Annotated in this window: 20 protein-coding genes; 15 read left to right on the forward strand and 5 right to left on the reverse strand. The window is 67.3% G+C overall.

The features are described from left to right. Positions 1-7 precede the first annotated feature (7 nt). Together WFH23_RS03365 and WFH23_RS03370 are read right to left on the reverse strand one after the other, a co-directional pair. Positions 8-1,600 carry a DNA polymerase Y family protein gene (locus WFH23_RS03365; protein WP_200329307.1) on the reverse strand — a complete coding sequence of 531 codons (1,593 nt, stop codon included), beginning with the start codon at positions 1,598-1,600 and terminating at the stop codon, positions 8-10. Continuing rightward, positions 1,597-2,247 (reverse strand): hypothetical protein, encoded by a 651-nt coding sequence (locus WFH23_RS03370; RefSeq protein ID WP_090149651.1) that lies wholly within the window; start codon positions 2,245-2,247, stop codon positions 1,597-1,599. Before WFH23_RS03370 ends, WFH23_RS03365 begins: the two co-directional genes overlap by 4 nt. 109 nt (positions 2,248-2,356) lie before the next feature. Here WFH23_RS03370 and WFH23_RS03375 point away from each other — a divergent pair, with 109 nt between their 5' ends. The 4 genes from WFH23_RS03375 to dprA all read left to right on the forward strand — a co-directional run bounded on the left by WFH23_RS03375 (position 2,357) and on the right by dprA (position 6,054). After that, positions 2,357-2,680 carry a DUF2469 domain-containing protein gene (locus WFH23_RS03375; RefSeq protein ID WP_090148195.1) on the forward strand — a complete coding sequence of 108 codons (324 nt, stop codon included), beginning with the start codon at positions 2,357-2,359 and terminating at the stop codon, positions 2,678-2,680. Positions 2,681-2,810: 130 nt separating this feature from the next. Next, positions 2,811-3,227 (forward strand): YraN family protein, encoded by a 417-nt coding sequence (locus WFH23_RS03380; RefSeq protein WP_336661572.1) that lies wholly within the window; start codon positions 2,811-2,813, stop codon positions 3,225-3,227. Continuing rightward, a complete protein-coding gene (locus WFH23_RS03385; RefSeq protein ID WP_336661573.1) occupies positions 3,224-4,780 on the forward strand; it encodes a YifB family Mg chelatase-like AAA ATPase in 1,557 nt (518 codons plus the stop codon). Before WFH23_RS03380 ends, WFH23_RS03385 begins: the two co-directional genes overlap by 4 nt. After that, positions 4,777-6,054, forward strand: a complete 1,278-nt coding sequence (dprA, locus tag WFH23_RS03390) for a DNA-processing protein DprA (protein WP_336661574.1) — start codon at positions 4,777-4,779, stop codon at positions 6,052-6,054. Before WFH23_RS03385 ends, dprA begins: the two co-directional genes overlap by 4 nt. Before the next feature lie 67 nt (positions 6,055-6,121). Here dprA and WFH23_RS03395 read toward each other — a convergent pair whose 3' ends face one another. After that, positions 6,122-6,454: a DUF7882 family protein gene (locus tag WFH23_RS03395; protein WP_090148237.1), complete on the reverse strand. Its 333-nt coding sequence runs from the start codon at positions 6,452-6,454 to the stop codon at positions 6,122-6,124. A gap of 201 nt (positions 6,455-6,655) precedes the next feature. Between WFH23_RS03395 and WFH23_RS03400 the strand changes: the two genes are divergently transcribed. Beyond that, positions 6,656-8,428: an EAL domain-containing protein gene (locus WFH23_RS03400; protein WP_176698312.1), complete on the forward strand. Its 1,773-nt coding sequence runs from the start codon at positions 6,656-6,658 to the stop codon at positions 8,426-8,428. 68 nt (positions 8,429-8,496) lie between these two features. Beyond that, positions 8,497-9,435, forward strand: a complete 939-nt coding sequence (locus WFH23_RS03405) for a tyrosine recombinase XerC (RefSeq protein ID WP_336661575.1) — start codon at positions 8,497-8,499, stop codon at positions 9,433-9,435. A gap of 18 nt (positions 9,436-9,453) precedes the next feature. On the opposite strand, the gene WFH23_RS03410 is transcribed toward WFH23_RS03405, so the two are convergent. Beyond that, positions 9,454-9,963: a murein hydrolase activator EnvC family protein gene (locus tag WFH23_RS03410; RefSeq protein WP_200329295.1), complete on the reverse strand. Its 510-nt coding sequence runs from the start codon at positions 9,961-9,963 to the stop codon at positions 9,454-9,456. Between the two features lie 304 nt (positions 9,964-10,267). Here WFH23_RS03410 and rpsB point away from each other — a divergent pair, with 304 nt between their 5' ends. The 8 genes from rpsB to WFH23_RS03450 all read left to right on the forward strand — a co-directional run bounded on the left by rpsB (position 10,268) and on the right by WFH23_RS03450 (position 16,089). Beyond that, positions 10,268-11,173 carry a 30S ribosomal protein S2 gene (gene rpsB, locus WFH23_RS03415; RefSeq protein ID WP_200329293.1) on the forward strand — a complete coding sequence of 302 codons (906 nt, stop codon included), beginning with the start codon at positions 10,268-10,270 and terminating at the stop codon, positions 11,171-11,173. A gap of 40 nt (positions 11,174-11,213) precedes the next feature. Next, a complete protein-coding gene (tsf, locus tag WFH23_RS03420) occupies positions 11,214-12,044 on the forward strand; it encodes a translation elongation factor Ts (RefSeq protein WP_090148248.1) in 831 nt (276 codons plus the stop codon). Positions 12,045-12,173: 129 nt separating this feature from the next. Beyond that, positions 12,174-12,893 carry a UMP kinase gene (gene pyrH / locus WFH23_RS03425; protein ID WP_090148250.1) on the forward strand — a complete coding sequence of 240 codons (720 nt, stop codon included), beginning with the start codon at positions 12,174-12,176 and terminating at the stop codon, positions 12,891-12,893. A gap of 63 nt (positions 12,894-12,956) precedes the next feature. Then, positions 12,957-13,511, forward strand: coding sequence for a ribosome recycling factor (gene frr, locus WFH23_RS03430; RefSeq protein ID WP_090148253.1), 555 nt, complete (start codon positions 12,957-12,959; stop codon positions 13,509-13,511). A gap of 5 nt (positions 13,512-13,516) precedes the next feature. Continuing rightward, a complete protein-coding gene (locus WFH23_RS03435; RefSeq protein WP_090148256.1) occupies positions 13,517-14,434 on the forward strand; it encodes a phosphatidate cytidylyltransferase in 918 nt (305 codons plus the stop codon). A gap of 50 nt (positions 14,435-14,484) precedes the next feature. Continuing rightward, positions 14,485-15,036 carry a DivIVA domain-containing protein gene (locus WFH23_RS03440; RefSeq protein ID WP_336661576.1) on the forward strand — a complete coding sequence of 184 codons (552 nt, stop codon included), beginning with the start codon at positions 14,485-14,487 and terminating at the stop codon, positions 15,034-15,036. A 78-nt stretch (positions 15,037-15,114) separates the two neighbouring features. Beyond that, positions 15,115-15,783, forward strand: coding sequence for a transglycosylase SLT domain-containing protein (locus WFH23_RS03445; protein WP_090148261.1), 669 nt, complete (start codon positions 15,115-15,117; stop codon positions 15,781-15,783). 9 nt (positions 15,784-15,792) lie between these two features. Then, a complete protein-coding gene (locus WFH23_RS03450) occupies positions 15,793-16,089 on the forward strand; it encodes an ATP/GTP-binding protein (protein ID WP_336661577.1) in 297 nt (98 codons plus the stop codon). Positions 16,090-16,131: 42 nt separating this feature from the next. On the opposite strand, the gene WFH23_RS03455 is transcribed toward WFH23_RS03450, so the two are convergent. Further along, positions 16,132-16,659 carry a ribonuclease H family protein gene (locus tag WFH23_RS03455; protein ID WP_336661578.1) on the reverse strand — a complete coding sequence of 176 codons (528 nt, stop codon included), beginning with the start codon at positions 16,657-16,659 and terminating at the stop codon, positions 16,132-16,134. Positions 16,660-16,735: 76 nt separating this feature from the next. Between WFH23_RS03455 and WFH23_RS03460 the strand changes: the two genes are divergently transcribed. Continuing rightward, positions 16,736-17,464, forward strand: a complete 729-nt coding sequence (locus WFH23_RS03460) for an alpha/beta hydrolase (RefSeq protein WP_336661579.1) — start codon at positions 16,736-16,738, stop codon at positions 17,462-17,464. The last annotated feature ends 2 nt before the right edge of the window (positions 17,465-17,466 follow it).

The raw sequence follows: 17,466 nt of genomic DNA on the forward strand, positions 1-17,466 counted from the left end.
CGGCGGATCAGTCGTAGCGGCCCTCGGCCGCCCACGTTCCAGTGCTGAAGACCAGCAACCAGGCGTCGCCATCGGCGAGCTGCACTTGCACGCGGAAGCGCGCGGGAGCCCCCTCCCACCACCGCTCCCGTACAGCCCAGGGCGGCGACCAGGCCGCTACGGGAGCGTCGAACTCGGTTGCGGCAACCCGCAGGTGGACGGGGTCCGCCGTCAGAAGATCGTCCGCATCGATCCCGACCGCCGTGCCTGACGAATCGAGGAGTGCTGCCGGCACCAATTCGGGAAACACGCGGCTGGGCGCGGGGCCGGTGAGTGCTCCGGGCCAGGGCCCGGATGCCGAGGCTCGTGCATGAGGGCGTTCGACGCGCGTGGTGCTCCAGGGGACGAAGCGCTGCCGATCCGCCAGGAGGCGCCCGCCCGCGAGCGCGATCGTTCCGACGCCGGTGTGCCCGAGACGGCTCTGTGCGCGACTGAGATGGTGATGCACCCGCTCGTCGGGCTCCGTGCTCCACAGACCGGGTTCGTGGGCGGCGACGTGATCGGTGTGCACCGGTGTGATGCGCACCCTGGTCACTCCGGCACCACCGCGCTCAGTCTGCTTGGCCGCTGACGCAGCCTGCCAACGGATGCGGCCGATGGTATCGGCCGGCGTGAAATGCCTGGGGTGAGCCCATTCGCGCTCGTGCTGCGCCCCGACATCATCGGTGAGCTCGACGCGCAGCGCAGTGCACACCAGACGATCCTCCGTCAGCCCGCCGATGAACCGTTCTGCCAGAGCGCTGCACGCGAATGCCAGTTGATCGGCAGCGTCGATCGGAGTGTCGAACGACAGCTCCACCGAGAGCTCGCGAACCGGTTGCCGCGGGCGCACCTCGGCGCCGTGGCCGGCGCCGGAGGCCGACGCGCGCCGGTGCGCAGCCAGACCCTGCGGCCCGAAGCGCTGGCGTACCGCATCCTCGGGGAGTGCGGCCAACGCGCCGAGCGTGCGGATGCCAAGCCCCTGCAGCGTCTCGGCAAGACCGGCCTCCGCAGCTCTGGAGACCGGGAGCGGGGAGAGGAATGCGGGTGAGGCGCCCGGCGCGACGATGCGGAGTCCCGCGGCCGGGGCAGAGATGCCCGGGTCGGTCGACGCCGAGCGCGCGACCTGCTCGGCGGTGAATCGACCGTCCGCGATCCCGACGCGAGCATCGGGAAGCCCCAGCTGTTCGGCGAGCCGCAGCACTGCGACTCCGGCGGGGGTCTCCCCGCCGTAATAGCGAGACGGCCCTCGTGACCGCATGGCGCAGAGACCGGGCCGCACCACCTCGACGCCCGGTACGAGCTGTTCGAGCGCCGCTGCGATGGGGGCGAACCGTCGCTCATCGGTCTCGGGGTCATGCGGATACACGGCGAGTTCGGGGCAGCGCGTCTGCGCTTCGCGTTCTCGGAGACCGGTGCGGACGCCGTCCCTGCGGGCGGCTGCGGAGCAGGCGACCACGAGGCGGTTGGCGATGAGTGCGAGCGGAGCATCCAGGGACAGCCCATCGGCCCCGTCGTCGCGGAGGAGAGCGTGCACGGGCCAGTCGGGAACCCAGAAGACGAGGGTGCGATCCGCGATCATGGTGCGCCCAGACGCCTGACGGGAGCGGTGCCGGGAGCAACGACGGCCCCGTGCTGGAATCGGACGGTGTGCCGCCGCGCACCGAGGCGATCCTGCGATTGCACCACCAGCTCGCGATTCGCGAGCATCCCGTGACCGTGACCCAGTCCGTTCCACCGCGAAGCGGTGACGTGCAGCGTGGATTCCGGGCGCGGCCACTCGCCCGAGACCACCAGTGCCGCATCGTGCTCGCGCAACCGTGCTGAGATGCGTTCGGCTTCGCCGGGACTCGGCCGGGAGGGCGGGGTCAGGAGCAAGACGGTGAGCACTTCGGCGAGCGCGCCGGTGAGTCCCAGCGCATCCTCGCCGGGATGCGGGATGACGACGCACCGATCGAGTGCGATGCCGAGTGCAGCGGCGGCTTCCGCTCCGAACGATGCGTCGCCGATCACGCCGCACCATGCCCCAGAAGCCGACGCCTCTGCGAGCATCGCGAGCGCCAGTTGCCGTGACCCCCGCACGGCGTAGCTCGCCCCCATCCGCAATGATCCACCTGGAAGCAGCGGACGCAAGCCCTCCAGTGTGGGGAGTACGCGCGCGTCGAGTCGCACCGGCTGCATCTCGGAGATGCGCTGCTGCAACGAGCGGACGGTCGCGGGGGAGTTCATGGAGGTATATTCGAACATATGTTCGAATAAGTCAATCTCGTGACCGCTGGCGCGTCGCGCTGAAACGACGGCTCGAATCCTGCGTTGCAGACGGCGTAGGATGGACGGGATGAACGAGGACGAGCTAGACGATTACGAGCGCGAAGCCGAACTGTCGCTGTTTCGCGAGTACCGCGACATCGCGAGCCAGTTTCGCTACGTCGTCGAGACCGAACGGCGGTTCTATCTTGCGAACGATGTCGACCTGAAGCGACAGGATGCGGGAAGCGACTTCTACTTCGAGCTCTCCATGACCGATGTCTGGGTGTGGGATGTGTACCGCGCCGATCGTTTCGTGAAGTCGGTGCGCGTGCTCACGTTCAAAGACGTCAATGTCGAAGAGCTGTCTGCTCGCGAGTTCTCCTTGCCGCAGGAGCTCGCGCTCGACGAATAGCCTCGTCTGCCGGCGGTCTCCGCTCACATCGCACTGATTGCGTGCGAACCTCTCACTTCTCCACAAGCCGTGGCGCACTCGCTCCACGCCCTCCTCATCGCGCCCATGCTGAGATGCCAGGAGGTGCATCATGGAGCGCACAACAGCACGCACGCACGGCACGCAGAGAGGTGTTCCCGGAGGGGAGACGCCTCACCGAAACCGCACGCTCGGTGCTCGCGGCGAGGCGATCGCCGGCGAGTACCTCGAAGGGCTCGGCTGCCGGATCGTCGACCGCAACTGGCGAAACCGCCACGGGGAGCTCGACCTCGTCGTCACTGATCACGGCGTCGTCGTCGCGGTGGAGGTGAAGACCCGCAGCGGCGACGGCTACGGCACCCCGCTGGAGGCCATCACCGCGCGCAAGGCGGCGCGGTTGCGCCGGTTGCTCCTGGATTGGGTTCGGGTGCATCAGCAACCCGCCTCCGGACTTCGCATCGACGCGGTCGGCATCATTCTGCGCGCCGGCACCGCACCCCACATCGACCATCTGCGCGGGATCTCATGAGCGGGATCGTGTGCCGAGCAGCGTCCATCGCACTCACTGGGCTCCAGGGCACCACCGTGATGGTCGAATCCGCCATCTCGCAGCAGCTCCCTGGGATCGCCATCATCGGGCTCCCCGACGCATCGCTGGCGGAAGCGAAACTGCGCGTGCGCACCGCGACCTCGCAGGCGGGTATGCCGCTTTCCGATCGGTTCATCACGGTGAATCTCGCCCCGGCATCGCTCCCCAAGCACGGCTCCGGATTCGACCTCGCAATCGCGCTCGCCGCGCTCGCCGCATCACGCCACCTCCCGGCGACCGGTCTCGCCGACGTCGCCCATCTGGGCGAACTGGCGCTCGACGGTGCACTCCGCAGGCCGGCCGGGCTGCTCTCCTCGGTGGCCGCTGCTCGGAATCTCGGATTCCTCCGAGCCATGGTGCCCGAGTCGTGCGCCGCTGAGGCCGCGCTCGTTCCCGGCATCGAAGTCATTGCGGTGCCCGACCTCGCCAGTGCCGTCGCGTGGTATCGCGGGGAGCGAGGCCGCGGGCGCGCAGTGAGCCCGGAAACGCCGACGACGGCATCAGCGGAGGCCGAGACTCATGACGCCCGCGCGGATATCGCCGACGTCGTTGGGCAGCCGGAAGCGGTCGAAGCGATGGTGATCGCGGCGGCCGGACGGCATCACGTGTCACTGCTCGGGCCGCCGGGAGCGGGGAAGACGCTGCTCGCCACCCGTCTGCCGACGCTGCTCCCCGAACTCGGCGATGATGCGGCGCTCGAAGCCAGCAGCATCGCGTCACTCGGAGGCTCGCCGTTGCTCCAACTCGTGCGCCGACCGCCGTTCGAGAGCCCGCACCATACGGCGTCGGCTGCGTCGATCATCGGAGGCGGGCAGGGCATTGAGATACGCCCCGGGGCGATCACTCGCGCATGCCATGGCGTCCTGTTCCTCGACGAGGCTCCCGAGTTTCCGCGCACGGTGCTCGACGCATTGCGGCAGCCCCTCGAGACCGGGCGGATCGAGATCCACCGCACCCGCATCCGGACGGTGCTCCCCGCGCGCGTGCAACTCGTACTGGCCGCGAACCCGTGTCCCTGCGGCAATGCCGGATCGCCGGACACCGCGGTGAGCTGTGCATGCACGCCACGGACTCGTATGAGCTACCGGCAGCGCATTTCAGGGCCGTTGGCAGATCGGATCGACCTGCGCCTGACGCTGCACCGCGTGTCGAAGGTGCTCCTCGACGACCCGCATGAGCAGCGGGTGACGAGTTCGCAGCTGCGGGAGCGCGTCGTCAGAGCTCGGGCGATCGCCGCGGAGCGCTGGTCGGGTACCGGGTGGACGGTGAACGCCGAGGTGCCGGGAAGCTGGCTGCGGAGCCAGCGGCTGCGACTCCCTCGGGCTGACACCGCGGTGCTGGATCACGCGCTGGCGCGCGGAGCGTTGACGCTGCGAGGCTACGACCGAGTGCTGCGCGTCGCATGGACCGTGAGTGATCTTGCCGGTGCTGATCGGCCGCGTCGAACGGAAGTCGCTCAGGCGCTCGTGCTGCGCGGAGGTGACCTCGCGTGAACGCGTCGAAGTCGTCCGTACGTGCCGGGGTGGAGGAGCGCTCGGCGCTCGCCGGGCTCGCTCCGGATCAGGACCTGAACGGTGACCGACCGTCCGAGACCGACGGAGGAACGGTCGCGATCTCCGATGTGCTGTTCGCACGGGTCGTGTGGTCCAGGCTCATCGAACCCGGTGACGCGGTAGCCGGCGCACTCATCGGGGCGCTGGGAGCGCCGTCGGCCCTGGACATGCTCGCTGCGACGGATGCGCAGCAACAGCTCGGACGGGCGATGCGCGAGTCAGGGATCGTCCTGCCTCCCCGAACGCTCTCGGCGGCTGTCGCGCGCTGGCGTCCGCGACTCGACCGCGGCGCGACGCTCACCGACCTCGACCGGGCGCTGGCCGCGGGATTGCGCCTCGTCGCCCCCGAGTCGCCGCTGTGGCCCTCCGCTCTGAACGATCTGGGAGCGCACGCCCCGCAGCTGCTCTGGATGCGCGGCGACGCGACAGTGCTCGCCCACCCCTCGCTCGCCGTCGTCGGAGCTCGCGCATGCACCGGGTACGGGACGAGCGTGACCGCCGAGCTCGCTGATGCGGCAGGAACGGCCGGCCTGGCGATCGTGTCCGGTGCGGCGTACGGGATCGATGCCGTCGCTCATCGCGCCGCGCTCGCAACGGGCTCTGCCACCATCGCGATCCTCGCGGGCGGTGCCGATCGAGCCTACCCCGCGGCGCACGCGTCGCTGCTCGACCGCATCGCGGATGGCGGAGCGGTGTGCTCTGAGATGGTGCCGGGCGCCGCCCCCACGCGATGGCGCTTTCTCCAGCGCAACCGATCGATCGCCGCACTCGCCGGGGCCACGCTTGTGACGGAAGCGGGCACGCGCTCAGGGTCGCTCAACACGGCCGGGCACGCGGCCGAACTCGGTCGGAGCCTCGGGGCGGTGCCCGGGCCGGTCACCAGTGCGACGTCAGCCGGCTGTCACCGGCTCATTCGCGAATACGGCGCGACACTCGTGTCGAACGCGCATGAGCTCCGAGAGTTCCTCGGTCTCGGTGACGCGGCGAGTGAACTTCTCAGCGCCCTCGCCGGTCGTCAATCGGCAGTGCATCGCCGAGTGCTCGACGCGCTGCCGCTACGCGGAAGCCGGAGCGCGGAAGACGTGGCGCTCGCCGCCGGGCTGACCGTCGAGGAAGTCCGCGGAGTCATCGCCGAGCTCGAGATGCTCGAATGCGTTGCTCGCGCTGAGGATGCTCCAGGCGGGCAGCGCTGGCGCCTGCTGCGTCGTGAATGACGTCGAGGGGACCTCACCTGGCCACCCGCGACGGTAGTGGAGCCCGCGCCGTGCGTTCGCAGCGGGCTCAGGCGGCGAGGAGCGGGTTGCGTTGCGCCCACTTGGTGGCATCGTTCTCCTGAAGGGCGACGAGGCCGCGCGGGGTGTACGAGATCGCCATGAGTGCCTTGATCCAAGCGGGATTCAGCTGAGGCGTCTTGCCCCCGCTGAAGCGGAAGGCGATCGGGGAGTGCTCCGAGATCCACACCTCGTGTCGCCCGCTTCCCCGGCTCGCATCAACCGCCCAGCTGAGGAAGAATCCCTCCCGTTTCGCGAGCTTCATCCCGATCACCGTTTTCAGGTGAGCGAGCGTGCGGTCTTCGAACTCGTATTCCCGGCCACCGTGCAGTATGTATCCCATACAAGAAGTATGACATAATTTAAGCAACTGAGAAAGTAACTATTTGAGCGATTGAGAATGGGTGAGGTTGGGCGCGTACAGCCCGTCGGGAACTGGGGCCGCAACCCGGTTCTGACCGCGAATCATCATCGGCGAGGATCCGCATATGGAGAGGCCATACAATCGCTGGAGATTCATCGGTCGCCGTCGCGCGTGGTCGAAATGAAGTTGAACGGTCGTGAGAGCGACCGCATGATCGATGGAGAGGCCGCAATGGATGGCGAAGCCGAGATGTTCCGCTACCTCGTGGACGCGGTGCAGGACTACTCGATCTATCTCCTCTCGCCTGGCGGGCTCGTGACGACCTGGAATTCCGGCGCAGAGCGCATCAAGGGGTACCGGAGAGACGAGATCGTTGGAAAATCCTTCGAGACGTTCTTCACCGGGGAAGACCGGGCCGATGGCTTACCCGCCCGCATCCTCGCATCTGCGAACCGTGACGGCCGGATGGAGACGGAGGGCTGGCGGGTGCGCAAGGACGGGTCGCAGTTCTGGGCCCACGTCACGGTGAATGCAGTGCGGAACGATCGCGACGTCGTGATCGGTTTCGCGAAGATCACGCGAGACGTCACCGTTGCCCGCGAGGCTTCGAATGCGCTGCGCCGCGCAGCCTCCACGGACCCGCTCACCGGGATGTGGAATCGATCTGCGTTCCTCTCGGAACTCGCCCAGTGGTCCGCCGATGCGGCTCCGTTCGCGGTCGCGATCATCGACCTCAACGATTTCAAACGAATCAACGACACGCTCGGGCATGCGGCGGGCGACGAGCTGCTGCGCGCCACCGCCGAGAACCTGCATCGCAGGGAAGAACTCGGCATCGTGACCGCCAGACTGGGCGGGGACGAATTCGCCGCAGCCGCGTTGACGCCCGACCCGCAATCGGTCGAAGACTTCGTCGACGGCGTCACCGATGCCATGCGCGCACCGGTGCGCTTCCACGAGAAGACGAGAACAGTGCCGGCCAGTATCGGGATCGCTCGGTTCCCGGCCGATGCGAGCGACATCTCCGAGCTGCTCGTGCGCGCTGACGCCGCCATGTACGACGCGAAGGAGCGCGGAGCCGACGACGCGATGCGTTACCGCGAGGGCCTGCTCGAGCATTCAGCCTCACGTCGATTCCTCGGACGGCAGATTGTGGGCGCCATCGCACGCGATGAGTTCACCGTGCTCTATCAGCCGCAGTCGTCGCTGAAGGATGCAGCCGTCGTGGGATGGGAGGCCCTCGTCCGGTGGAGGCACCCCATTCTCGGTCTGCTGCATCCGGGGGAGTTCATCTCCATCGCCGAGGCCAACGGCACCATCGTGCAGCTGGGAGAGTGGGTGCTGCGACGCGCGTGCCGAGATGCAGCGGGCTGGGGCAACAGCTCCCGCGTGGCGGTCAACGTTTCAGCGGCGCAACTCACGGACGACCAGTTTCTGGGGTCGGTGACGCGCGCCCTCGAGGAGAGCGGGCTCGAACCCGGCAGGCTCGAACTGGAGATCACCGAATCAACGCTGATCTCGCACCGGAAAGAGGTCGTCTCGACCTTCGAGGAATTGCAGAGGCTCGGCGTGCTCATCGCGCTCGACGACTTCGGGACCGGTTTCTCATCGTTGGACACGCTGCTCTCGTTCGGTTTCGACCGGGTGAAGATCGACCGCTCCGTGCTGTACGAGAGTCTGCAGCCGTCTCGCACCCGCGATGTGCTTCGGGCGATTCTTGCCCTCGGCCACGCCCTGACGGCCACAGTGCTGGTGGAAGGCGTGGAAACCGAACAGCAGCGCGAGATCCTCAAGCTCGAAGGCTTCGACGAGATCCAGGGATTCCTCACCGGCCGACCAGGTGCCGGGCCGTCGGACCCCTCGCAGAGCGAAGACGCGGATGCGCCCGGTGCTCAGGGAGCCGGTCGTGACACGGGACTCGAAACGGGACAGATCCTGCTCCCGCGCCCATGACGCCGCAGGCGAGGGGACACTCCGCCGATGCGGGGGGCCCGGAGTACGCGAACGACGAGAATGAGACCATGCGATTGTCTACAGCCGTCGAGCGGTTCCTCGCGGCGGTGCAACTGGAGTACGGCTACTCGGAGCACACCGTGCGCGCCTACCAGCGGGACCTCGCCTGGTTCGTCTCATTCGCTGCGGCTTCCGATCGCGACGATCTCGCCTCCTGCGACATCGAGCTCATGCGCGAGTGGCTGTGGCAGCGGCAGCAGCAAGGGCTCGCGGCGACGACCATCGCCCGTAACGTCGCCACACTGAAGTCGTTCGGAGTCTGGCTCGAGCGTTCCCGACTCGTGCCTGGGAACCCCGCATCCCGACTGCGCGCGCCGAAAGCAGGGCGGGATCTTCCTCGAGTCCTCGCCGATGAGCAGATGCGCCGACTGCTCGCGCGCATCGAGGCACGTGCGACCGTCGAGCATCCCGAATCGCTCCGCGACCATGCCGTGTTCGAGCTGCTGTACGCCGCCGCGCTGCGCGTTTCCGAGCTGTGCACGCTGCCGCTGAGCGGCGTCGACACGGAAGCCCGCACCGTCCGAGTGCTGGGAAAAGGAGGGAAGGAGCGAGTCGTGCCGTACGGCGGCCCCGCCGCACGCGCTGTGGATTCGTACGCGACGCTCGCTCGCCCCGCGCTGCTCGCCCGCGCTGCGCAGTCGCAGCGCGCTGCTCCGCCCCCGAGCGATCACGGAGCCCTGTTCGTGGGGAGCCGAGGGGGGCGATTGACTCCGAACGCGGTGTACCGCATGGTGGCACGGGAGCTCGGGGAGGAGACGGGAGGAGGCCCGAGGGGGCCGCACACCTTCCGCCACACGGCGGCGACCCATCTGCTGAACGGTGGGGCTGACTTGCGGGTGGTGCAGGAGATGCTGGGGCATTCGAGTCTGGCGAGCACGCAGGTGTACACGCACGTTTCGACGGAGAGGCTGGCGCAGAGCTATCGGCAGGCGCACCCCCGCGCGTGAGAACCGCACCGCCAGCGCTCACCACGGCAGCAGCACGGGTCGGCTGACGAAGTACCGCATCGGATGCACATACGATCCGTCGATGCGCACTCCGAGATGCACGCACCGCGCTCCGCAATGCCCGCCCTCGCCGACGGTGCCAATGGGGGAGCCGATGCCCACGGTGTCTCCCTGCCGCACGTCGCTGGACACGGGTTCCATCGAGTACACCGTCTGGTCGTCGACGCGCACAGAGATCACGGGTCGGTCCACGACGGAGCCAGCGAAGCTGACCGTCCCGCCCGCGGGCGCCCGCACCACCGCGCCCGTCGGTGCAGCGATGTCGATGCCCCGGTGGCCAGGCCCGTACTCGTGCGGCGGCGCGCGGAATGTCTCGAGGATCACGAAGCCGGGCAGTTCCAGTGGTGGCAGCCAGCGCGCTTCGCCAGAAGCACCCGTCATTGCCGTGGAGTGGGTCAGAGCGAGCCAGAGAGATGCACCGACCATGAGCCAGCGCCCCCGCGGCATCAGTGCGATTCGTGCGTTCATGCAGACATCGTGGACCAACACGTGCTTCGGATGGTCGGTACCAGCGCGGCTGTGAGGAAGTCGCGCGGGTCGTCCGAGAATTGAGTGGTGTGAGCGAATCAAACGGTGACTGCGCTGGTGTACACTGGACCAGCACCTTGCAAGAGGTGACTTCGCGTGCCCATGCATCGGAGTGACGCCAACGGTCCGTGCTCGTATCGAGCGCGGCGGCTGATCCCGAGGGCACCAGGATCTGGTCGCAATCGCGACCGATGTCAACCGTAATAGGCGCGCCCGCGAGGGCGCGCAGAACAGGAGGACGGCAATGGCCGTCGTTACCATGCGCCAGCTGCTCGACAGCGGCGTTCACTTCGGACACCAGACCCGCCGTTGGAACCCGAAGATGAAGCGCTTCATCTTCACCGAGCGCTCGGGCATCTACATCATCGATCTGCAGCAGTCGCTCGGATACATCGATGCTGCGTACGAGTTCGTGAAGCAGACCGTTGCCCGTGGCGGCAACATCCTCTTCGTCGGCACCAAGAAGCAGGCGCAGGAGGCCATCGCCGAGCAGGCGACCCGTGTCAACCAGCCCTACGTGAACCAGCGTTGGCTGGGCGGACTCCTCACCAACTTCCAGACGGTCACCGGTCGACTGGAGCGCATGAAGGAGCTCGAGCAGCTCGACTTCGAGGGCACGACGAGCGGCTTCACGAAGAAGGAGCTCCTCCTCAAGAAGCGCGAACTCGAGAAGCTGCAGAAGTCGCTCGGCGGAATCCGCCACATGGGCAAGACCCCCTCGGCTCTCTGGGTGGTCGACACCAAGAAGGAGCACCTCGCGATCGACGAGGCGAAGAAGCTCGGGATCCCCGTGATCGCGATCCTCGACACCAACTGCGATCCCGACGAGGTCACCTACCCGATTCCGGGCAACGACGACGCGATCCGCTCGGTCGCGCTGCTCACCCGCGTCATCGCCGATGCTGCTGCTGAGGGCCTCATGGAGCGCCACCAGAAGCCGTCGGAGGGTTCCGAGCAGGCCGCTGAGCCGCTCGCCGAGTGGGAGGTCGAGCTGCTCGGCACCGACGCTCCCGCCGCAGAGGCGCCGGCCGCTGACGCTGCCGCTGCCGAGGAGGCACCTGCTGCCGAGGAGGCACCTGCCGCTGCAGAGGCACCCGCAGCGGAAGAGGCACCGGCCGAGGCCGCTGCCGAGACCCCGGCCGCAGAATAATCTCTGACCGTTCACCGAACGACCACTGAAGGAGTCACACATGGCTGCAGTAAGCATGGCCGCTGTGAAAGAGCTGCGCGATCGCCTCGGCGCCGGCATGCTCGACAGCAAGAACGCGCTCATCGAGGCTGACGGAGACGTCGAGAAGGCCATCGAGATCCTGCGTCTCAAGGGCCTCAAGGGCGTCGCCAAGCGCGGCGACCGCGAGGCGAGCGAAGGCCTCGTCGCCGTTCGGCAGACCGAGGGCGCCGCAACGATGATCGAGCTCGTCTGCGAGACCGACTTCGTCGCGAAGAACGAGAAGTTCATCGCTCTGGCGGAGCGCGTGCTCGACGCGATCGTCGCGGCGCAGGCCTCGACCGTCGAGGAGGCCCTCGCGGCCCCCGCCGAGGGCAAGACCGTCGCCGACGTCATCACCGAGGAAGCCGCCATCATCGGCGAGCGCATCGAGGTGCGCAAGCTGTCGCGCGTCGAAGCACCAGCTACCTCGGTGTACCTGCACCAGACCTCGAAGGATCTGCCGCCGCAGATCGGCGTGGTCGTGGGGTACGAGGGCGACGACGCCGAGGCTGCGCTCAGCATCGCGCGTCACATCTCATTCGCGGATCCGCTCTACCTGAGCCGCGAGGATGTGCCCGAGGCCGATGTGGAGAAGGAGCGCGCACTCGTCACGGAGATCTCCAAGAACGAGGGCAAGCCCGAGGCTGCACTGCCGAAGATCGTGGAAGGTCGTCTGACCGCGTTCTTCAAGCAGGTCGCACTCAACGAGCAGGTTCACGCGCTCGACGCAGACAAGCGCGAGGTGAAGAAGGTCGCTGAAGCCGCAGGCATCACCGTCACCGGCTTCGCGCGCTGCAAGGTCGGCGCCTAACCACACACACCGGGACCCGGGCCAGACGGCTCGGGTCCCGTGCTGTGTCCGCACTAATATGGGCTCCGGATGCGATCCGGGCCCGACGACGCTTCCAGCGTCCACGTTCGAAACAAGGAGACACCCCACATGACGAAGACCGCCGATCGTAAGCGTCGCGTACTGCTGAAGCTCTCGGGGGAGGCCTTCGGAGGGGGAACGCTGGGAGTGAACCCAGACGTGGTGAGCCAGATCGCGCGCGAGATCGCCGCGGCGATGGAAGAGGCCGAGGTCGCCGTCGTCGTCGGGGGAGGGAACTTTTTCCGCGGCGCTGAGCTCTCGCAGCGCGGCATGGATCGCGCGCGCGCCGATTACATGGGCATGCTGGGAACCGTCATGAACGCGCTCGCCCTGCAGGACTTCCTCGAACAAGCAGGGATCGAGACGCGCGTGCAGTCGGCGATCACGATGACGCAGGTCGCTGAGACGTACATCCCGCTGCGCGCAATCCGACATCTCGAGAAGGGGCGCGTGGTGATCTTCGGGGCGGGAGCCGGCCTTCCGTACTTCTCGACCGACACCGTTGCCGCGCAGCGCGCGCTCGAGATCCAGGCCGATGAGGTGCTGGTCGCGAAGAACGGCGTCGACGGCGTCTACACGGCCGACCCGCGGCAGGACCCGAATGCGACCCTCATCGAGAAGATCACCTACAACGACGCTCTCGTGCGCGGCCTCAAGGTCGTCGACTCCACATCCTTCAGCCTCTGCATGGACAACGGCATGCCGATGCGCGTCTTCGGCATGGAGCCGGCCGGAAACGTGACAGCTGCGCTGCGAGGCGCAGAACTCGGCACACTCGTCCACGCCTGACACCGCCTTGCGGGCGGTGCCCGCTAAGCTGGAAATCCGAGCGTTTTCACTAAGGAGTACACCGTGATCGAAGAAGTCTTCGCCGACGTCAAGGACCGCATGAGCCGTGTGGTCGAATCCGCGAAGGAGAGCTTCGCCACGGTTCGCACGGGGCGTGCGAACCCGTCGCTGCTGCAGAACGTGCAGGTCGACTATTACGGAACCCCGACGCCCCTGTCGCAGCTCGCTTCGGTGCAGAACCAGGATGCTCGGAGTCTGCTCGTGACCCCCTACGACAAGGGCGCGATGAAGGGCATCGAGCAGGCGATTCGCGATATGCCGAACCTCGGTGCGAACCCGTCCAACGACGGCACGGTCATCCGCTTGTCGCTTCCCGAGCTGACGACTGAGCGCCGCAAGGAGTTCGTCAAGATCGTCAAGGGCAAGGCCGAGGATGCTCGCGTGGCGGTGCGCAACGTGCGTCGCTCCGGCAAGGACGATCTGGACGCCCTCAAGGGCGAGGTCGGCGAGGACGAGATCGCTCGCGCTGAGAAGGAGCTCGAGGCGGTCACCAAGCAGTTCATCGAGCAGATCGATGAGGCGTCCAAGCGCAAAGAAGCCGAGCTGCTGGAGGTCTGATCCGGATGGCCGGCTCGGAGAAACGCGACGAGATTCGAAGCGCGCTCGAATCGACTCGCGCGCAGCTCGAAGCGACGAATGCTCGCATCGAGGCTCGAGCCGGCCGCAATCTCGCATTCGCCATCGCCTCGGGAGTCATTCTCGGCGGGGTGTTCCTCGCGAGCCTGCTGCTGGTGAAGCAGATCTTCATCGTGCTCGTGGCGATCCTGGTCGGGATCGCGCTCGTGGAACTCGCTTCGGCTTTCCGGGTGGCCGGCCGGCGCGTGCCCCGGGTGGGCGTCGTCCTCGCAGGCCTCGTCGTGGTCGCCGGTGCGGCATTCTGGGGCGCCGAGGGCATGCTCATGGGACTCTTCGCCGGATCGCTTCTGCTCATTCTCTGGAGGCTGGTCGAAGGCCTCGTGCCGCGTTGGGAGGCGCCGGCGCGGACACTCGTGCGTGACGTCTTCTCCGGCTGGTTCACGCTCGTGTACGTCGCATTCCTGGCATCGTTCACCGTGCTGCTGGTGCTCGCGGAGCACGGCGAGTGGTGGGTGTTCGCGCTCGTTCTGGTCGTCGTCTCGGTCGACGTGGGCGCTTATGCAGCGGGCGTGACGTTCGGCAGGCACAAGATGACCCCCCGGATCAGTCCGAACAAGACCTGGGAGGGCTTCGCAGGAGCTGCGATCGTCGCGGCAGGAGCGGGCGTCCTGGTATCGGTGCTCGCCCTCGGCCAGCCCTGGTGGGTCGGCATCATCATCGGCGTCGTGGTGCTCTTCACCGCGACGGGCGGCGACCTCACCGAGTCCCTCATCAAACGCAATTTGGGTGTGAAAGACATGAGTTCCTGGATTCCTGGTCACGGCGGTTTTCTCGATCGCCTCGATTCTCTGCTGCCGTCCGCGGTGGGCGTCTACGGCGTCGCGCTCGCGCTGGGTGTCGTGTGATGGCGCGGCGCTCTCAGCCGGCGGACACGGCTCCCGTGGAGAATGGTCGGGTGCACACCTCATTCCCGCTCGCGACGGGCTCGCAGCTCGGCTATCAGCCGGAGCAGGTCGACCGCTTCCTGAACGATGCCCGCTCCGCGTACGAAGGTGCGACGGAAGGCGAGGCGATGACCTCCGCCGCGGTGCGGAGCCGCGCGTTCGCGGTGAAGCGCGGCGGGTATTCGGCGCGATACGTTGATGCGGCGATGGATCGCCTGGAAGAGGTGTTCTACGAGCGGGAGCGGCGTGCGCGGGTACGCGCGGCGGGCGAGGACGCCTGGTGGGATGAGACCCGCCAACTGCTTTCGGAAGTGCGCGGACGCATCAATCGTCCGCGAGGCAAGCGGTTTCGGCGTCGTGGGATGTTCGCGACGGGGTACCGCCGGTCTCAGGTCGATGCCTTCCTCGATCGCGTGTCGGAGATGTTCGAGCGCCGTGAGCTCGCCCTGCAGCCCCCAGAGGTGCGCGACGTCGTATTCCATTCGCAGTGGCGCGGGTACGACGAAGAACAGGTGGACGCGCTGCTCGACGCCGTCGTCGAGTTGATCCTTGCCACCCGCTAGCGCTCGGGCAACAGGTTTCGGGACGATCCGCTCCTCCCGGTTGTCGATTCGAGGCTGCCGAGATAGAATCGTTACATTGTGGCTATCGTGAAGTTTGCTCCCGTCTCCCGTTGGTCGAAGCTTCGAGCTCCGGTCGCGGTGCTCGCGGTATCCGGGTTCCTGGGTGCAGCGATCGTCGCTCCGTTCGCGATGCCGAGCGAGCCGGCCGACGCGGAGACGCTGGCGTTCCAGGAGCGCATCCATCAGGAGTTCATCCCGGCGACCACGGCTGAAGCGGATCTCGTCTACACCGAGGTCGGCGTCGTAGAGCTGCCGGATCCCGAGGAGGTTCGGAAGAAGCAAGAGGCTAAGCGGGCTGCCGACGCGGCGAAGGCCGCGAAGGAAGCGGAGGAAGCCGCGAAAGACGAAGCCGAGGCAGGGGGCGCCCCAGCTTCGGATGCCCCCGGAGCTCCGCCGAAGTACACGGGCGGCGGCTCACCGGCGGAGTGGATGGCGGCTGCGGGAATCCCGGAGTCGGACTGGGGCTACGTCGATTACATCGCCTCACGTGAGAGCACGTGGAATCCGAATGCCACGAACGCGAGCTCCGGAGCATGCGGGCTGATTCAGGCCCTTCCGTGCAGCAAGGTTCCCGGCAACGGATACGATCCAGTCGACAATCTCCGGTGGGCTTCGGGCTACGCTGCTGATCGCTACGGGGGATGGGCTCAGGCGTACGCGTTCTGGACCGCCAACCACTGGTGGTGACCGGGCGTCATGGCGAAGCGACGGGGCCCGAACAAGTACCAGCGCGCGGCGCTCGCCCCGCAGGTTGACGTGACGCGTCTCGCTCACGGAGGTGCCAGGACCGAATCCCGAGCCGGAACCGAGTGGTTCGTTCGCGACATCCCGTCCCAGCGCGCTGAGAAGCCTTACGTGTGCCCGTCATGCCGCATCGAGATCCCTCCGGGGCAATCCCACGTCGTAGCCTGGCGGGCCGACGATTTCTTCGGCGACGAGGCCGCGGTCCGGGATCGCCGCCATTATCACGCGCACTGCTGGCGACTGACTTGAGACCGAGCACACCGAGCATCGGCCCTCGCCAATCTCAGTGAACTAGAACAAGGTCGGGGGTGCGACGGTCTGCGGCGCATCGACCACGGGCGACGCGGGAGTCCGTGAGGCAAGGCCCGGGCCATGATCCGGCTGGCGGCCCGCCTGGAACGCCGTCGCGGCGGCACGGGCGCGGAGATCCGCGGCCTCGTTGAGCGGGTGCCCGGCATGACCCTTGACCCACTCGAACGAAACGTCACGTCCTGACATCGCAGCGTCGAGGCGTTCCAGCAACTCGCGATTGAGAACGGGTTTTCCGTCTGCCTTCCGCCAGCCCCGTCGCTTCCATCCGGCCATCCACTGCGTCACGGAATTGATCGCGTACTGGCTGTCGCACAGGATGCGCAGGGGCTCTTCTGCGCGGTCCGATGTCGCAGTGAGGAGGTCGAGCACCGCCATCAGTTCGCCCTGGTTGTTCGTGGCGCGCGGCCAGCCGCCTGCCCGCCACTGCTCGTCATCGACGTACCAGGCCCAACCGGCGGGGCCTGGGTTTCCGAGTGCCGAGCCGTCTGCCGCTGCCGTAAGTGCCATGGCTTCTATCCTGCCAGAGCGCAGGCGCCGACCTGGATAGGCTGGTGGCATCAGCTTGGAGTGAAGGGTGAACGGCATGGTGGAGATTACGAGCAATACCGTCTTGCGAGCGCGTCGCGAGGATGTGGAGCTGCATACTGCCGACGGGCTCACACTCTACGGAGAGCTCGCGCTTCCTGCGGACCGCGAGCCTCGAGCCACACTCGTCACCCTGCACCCACTCCCGACGGCCGGCGGGTTCATGGAATCCCACATCATTCGGAAGGCCGCGAATCGGCTTCCCGAGCTGGCCGACCTCGCGGTGCTGCGATTCAATACGCGCGGCACCTCATCCCCCCGCGGCACCAGCGAGGGAGAATTCGGCGACGGGGTGTCCGAGGAGCACGACGTAGCGGCGGCGATGGCCTTCGTCGCGGAACGAGGGCTGCCGAATCCCTGGCTGCTCGGGTGGTCGTTCGGAACGGAGCTCGCCTTGAAGTACGGCCTTGCGCATCCGATAGCGGGGGCGATCCTCCTGTCTCCGCCGCTCCACCGTGCGACAGCGGATGACGTCGCGTCATGGCAGCAGGCCGCACCAGAACTCGTTGCGCTGATCCCGGAGTTCGACGACTACCTGCGCCCGGCGGAGGCCGAGCAGCGCTTCGCGAGCGTGCCGCGGATGACGCTCATACCGGTCGAGGGCGGTCGGCACCTGTGGGTGGGGGAGAAGCAGACGCGCCGGGTGCTCGACGAGGTGGTCTCAGCAGTCGGCACTGCAGCCGCTCCGCTTCCGACCGTCGTCGAAGAAGTGCGGCTGCAGCGCTAACG

The organism is Leucobacter sp. USHLN154 (assembly GCF_037145595.1).
Lineage (GTDB): Bacteria > Actinomycetota > Actinomycetes > Actinomycetales > Microbacteriaceae > Leucobacter > Leucobacter alluvii.

Bases quoted from the DNA above. Each gene is read 5' to 3' on its own strand.
- WFH23_RS03365 (WP_200329307.1), bottom strand. From the start codon at position 1,600: ATGATCGCGGATCGCACCCTCGTCTTCTGGGTTCCCGACTGGCCCGTG.
- WFH23_RS03370 (WP_090149651.1), bottom strand. From the start codon at position 2,247: ATGAACTCCCCCGCGACCGTCCGCTCGTTGCAGCAGCGCATCTCCGAG.
- WFH23_RS03375 (WP_090148195.1), top strand. From the start codon at position 2,357: ATGAACGAGGACGAGCTAGACGATTACGAGCGCGAAGCCGAACTGTCG.
- WFH23_RS03380 (WP_336661572.1), top strand. From the start codon at position 2,811: ATGGAGCGCACAACAGCACGCACGCACGGCACGCAGAGAGGTGTTCCC.
- WFH23_RS03385 (WP_336661573.1), top strand. From the start codon at position 3,224: ATGAGCGGGATCGTGTGCCGAGCAGCGTCCATCGCACTCACTGGGCTC.
- WFH23_RS03395 (WP_090148237.1), bottom strand. From the start codon at position 6,454: ATGGGATACATACTGCACGGTGGCCGGGAATACGAGTTCGAAGACCGC.
- WFH23_RS03400 (WP_176698312.1), top strand. From the start codon at position 6,656: ATGAAGTTGAACGGTCGTGAGAGCGACCGCATGATCGATGGAGAGGCC.
- WFH23_RS03405 (WP_336661575.1), top strand. From the start codon at position 8,497: ATGCGATTGTCTACAGCCGTCGAGCGGTTCCTCGCGGCGGTGCAACTG.
- WFH23_RS03410 (WP_200329295.1), bottom strand. From the start codon at position 9,963: ATGAACGCACGAATCGCACTGATGCCGCGGGGGCGCTGGCTCATGGTC.
- rpsB (WP_200329293.1), top strand. From the start codon at position 10,268: ATGGCCGTCGTTACCATGCGCCAGCTGCTCGACAGCGGCGTTCACTTC.
- tsf (WP_090148248.1), top strand. From the start codon at position 11,214: ATGGCTGCAGTAAGCATGGCCGCTGTGAAAGAGCTGCGCGATCGCCTC.
- pyrH (WP_090148250.1), top strand. From the start codon at position 12,174: ATGACGAAGACCGCCGATCGTAAGCGTCGCGTACTGCTGAAGCTCTCG.
- WFH23_RS03435 (WP_090148256.1), top strand. From the start codon at position 13,517: ATGGCCGGCTCGGAGAAACGCGACGAGATTCGAAGCGCGCTCGAATCG.
- WFH23_RS03450 (WP_336661577.1), top strand. From the start codon at position 15,793: ATGGCGAAGCGACGGGGCCCGAACAAGTACCAGCGCGCGGCGCTCGCC.
- WFH23_RS03455 (WP_336661578.1), bottom strand. From the start codon at position 16,659: ATGGCACTTACGGCAGCGGCAGACGGCTCGGCACTCGGAAACCCAGGC.
- WFH23_RS03460 (WP_336661579.1), top strand. From the start codon at position 16,736: ATGGTGGAGATTACGAGCAATACCGTCTTGCGAGCGCGTCGCGAGGAT.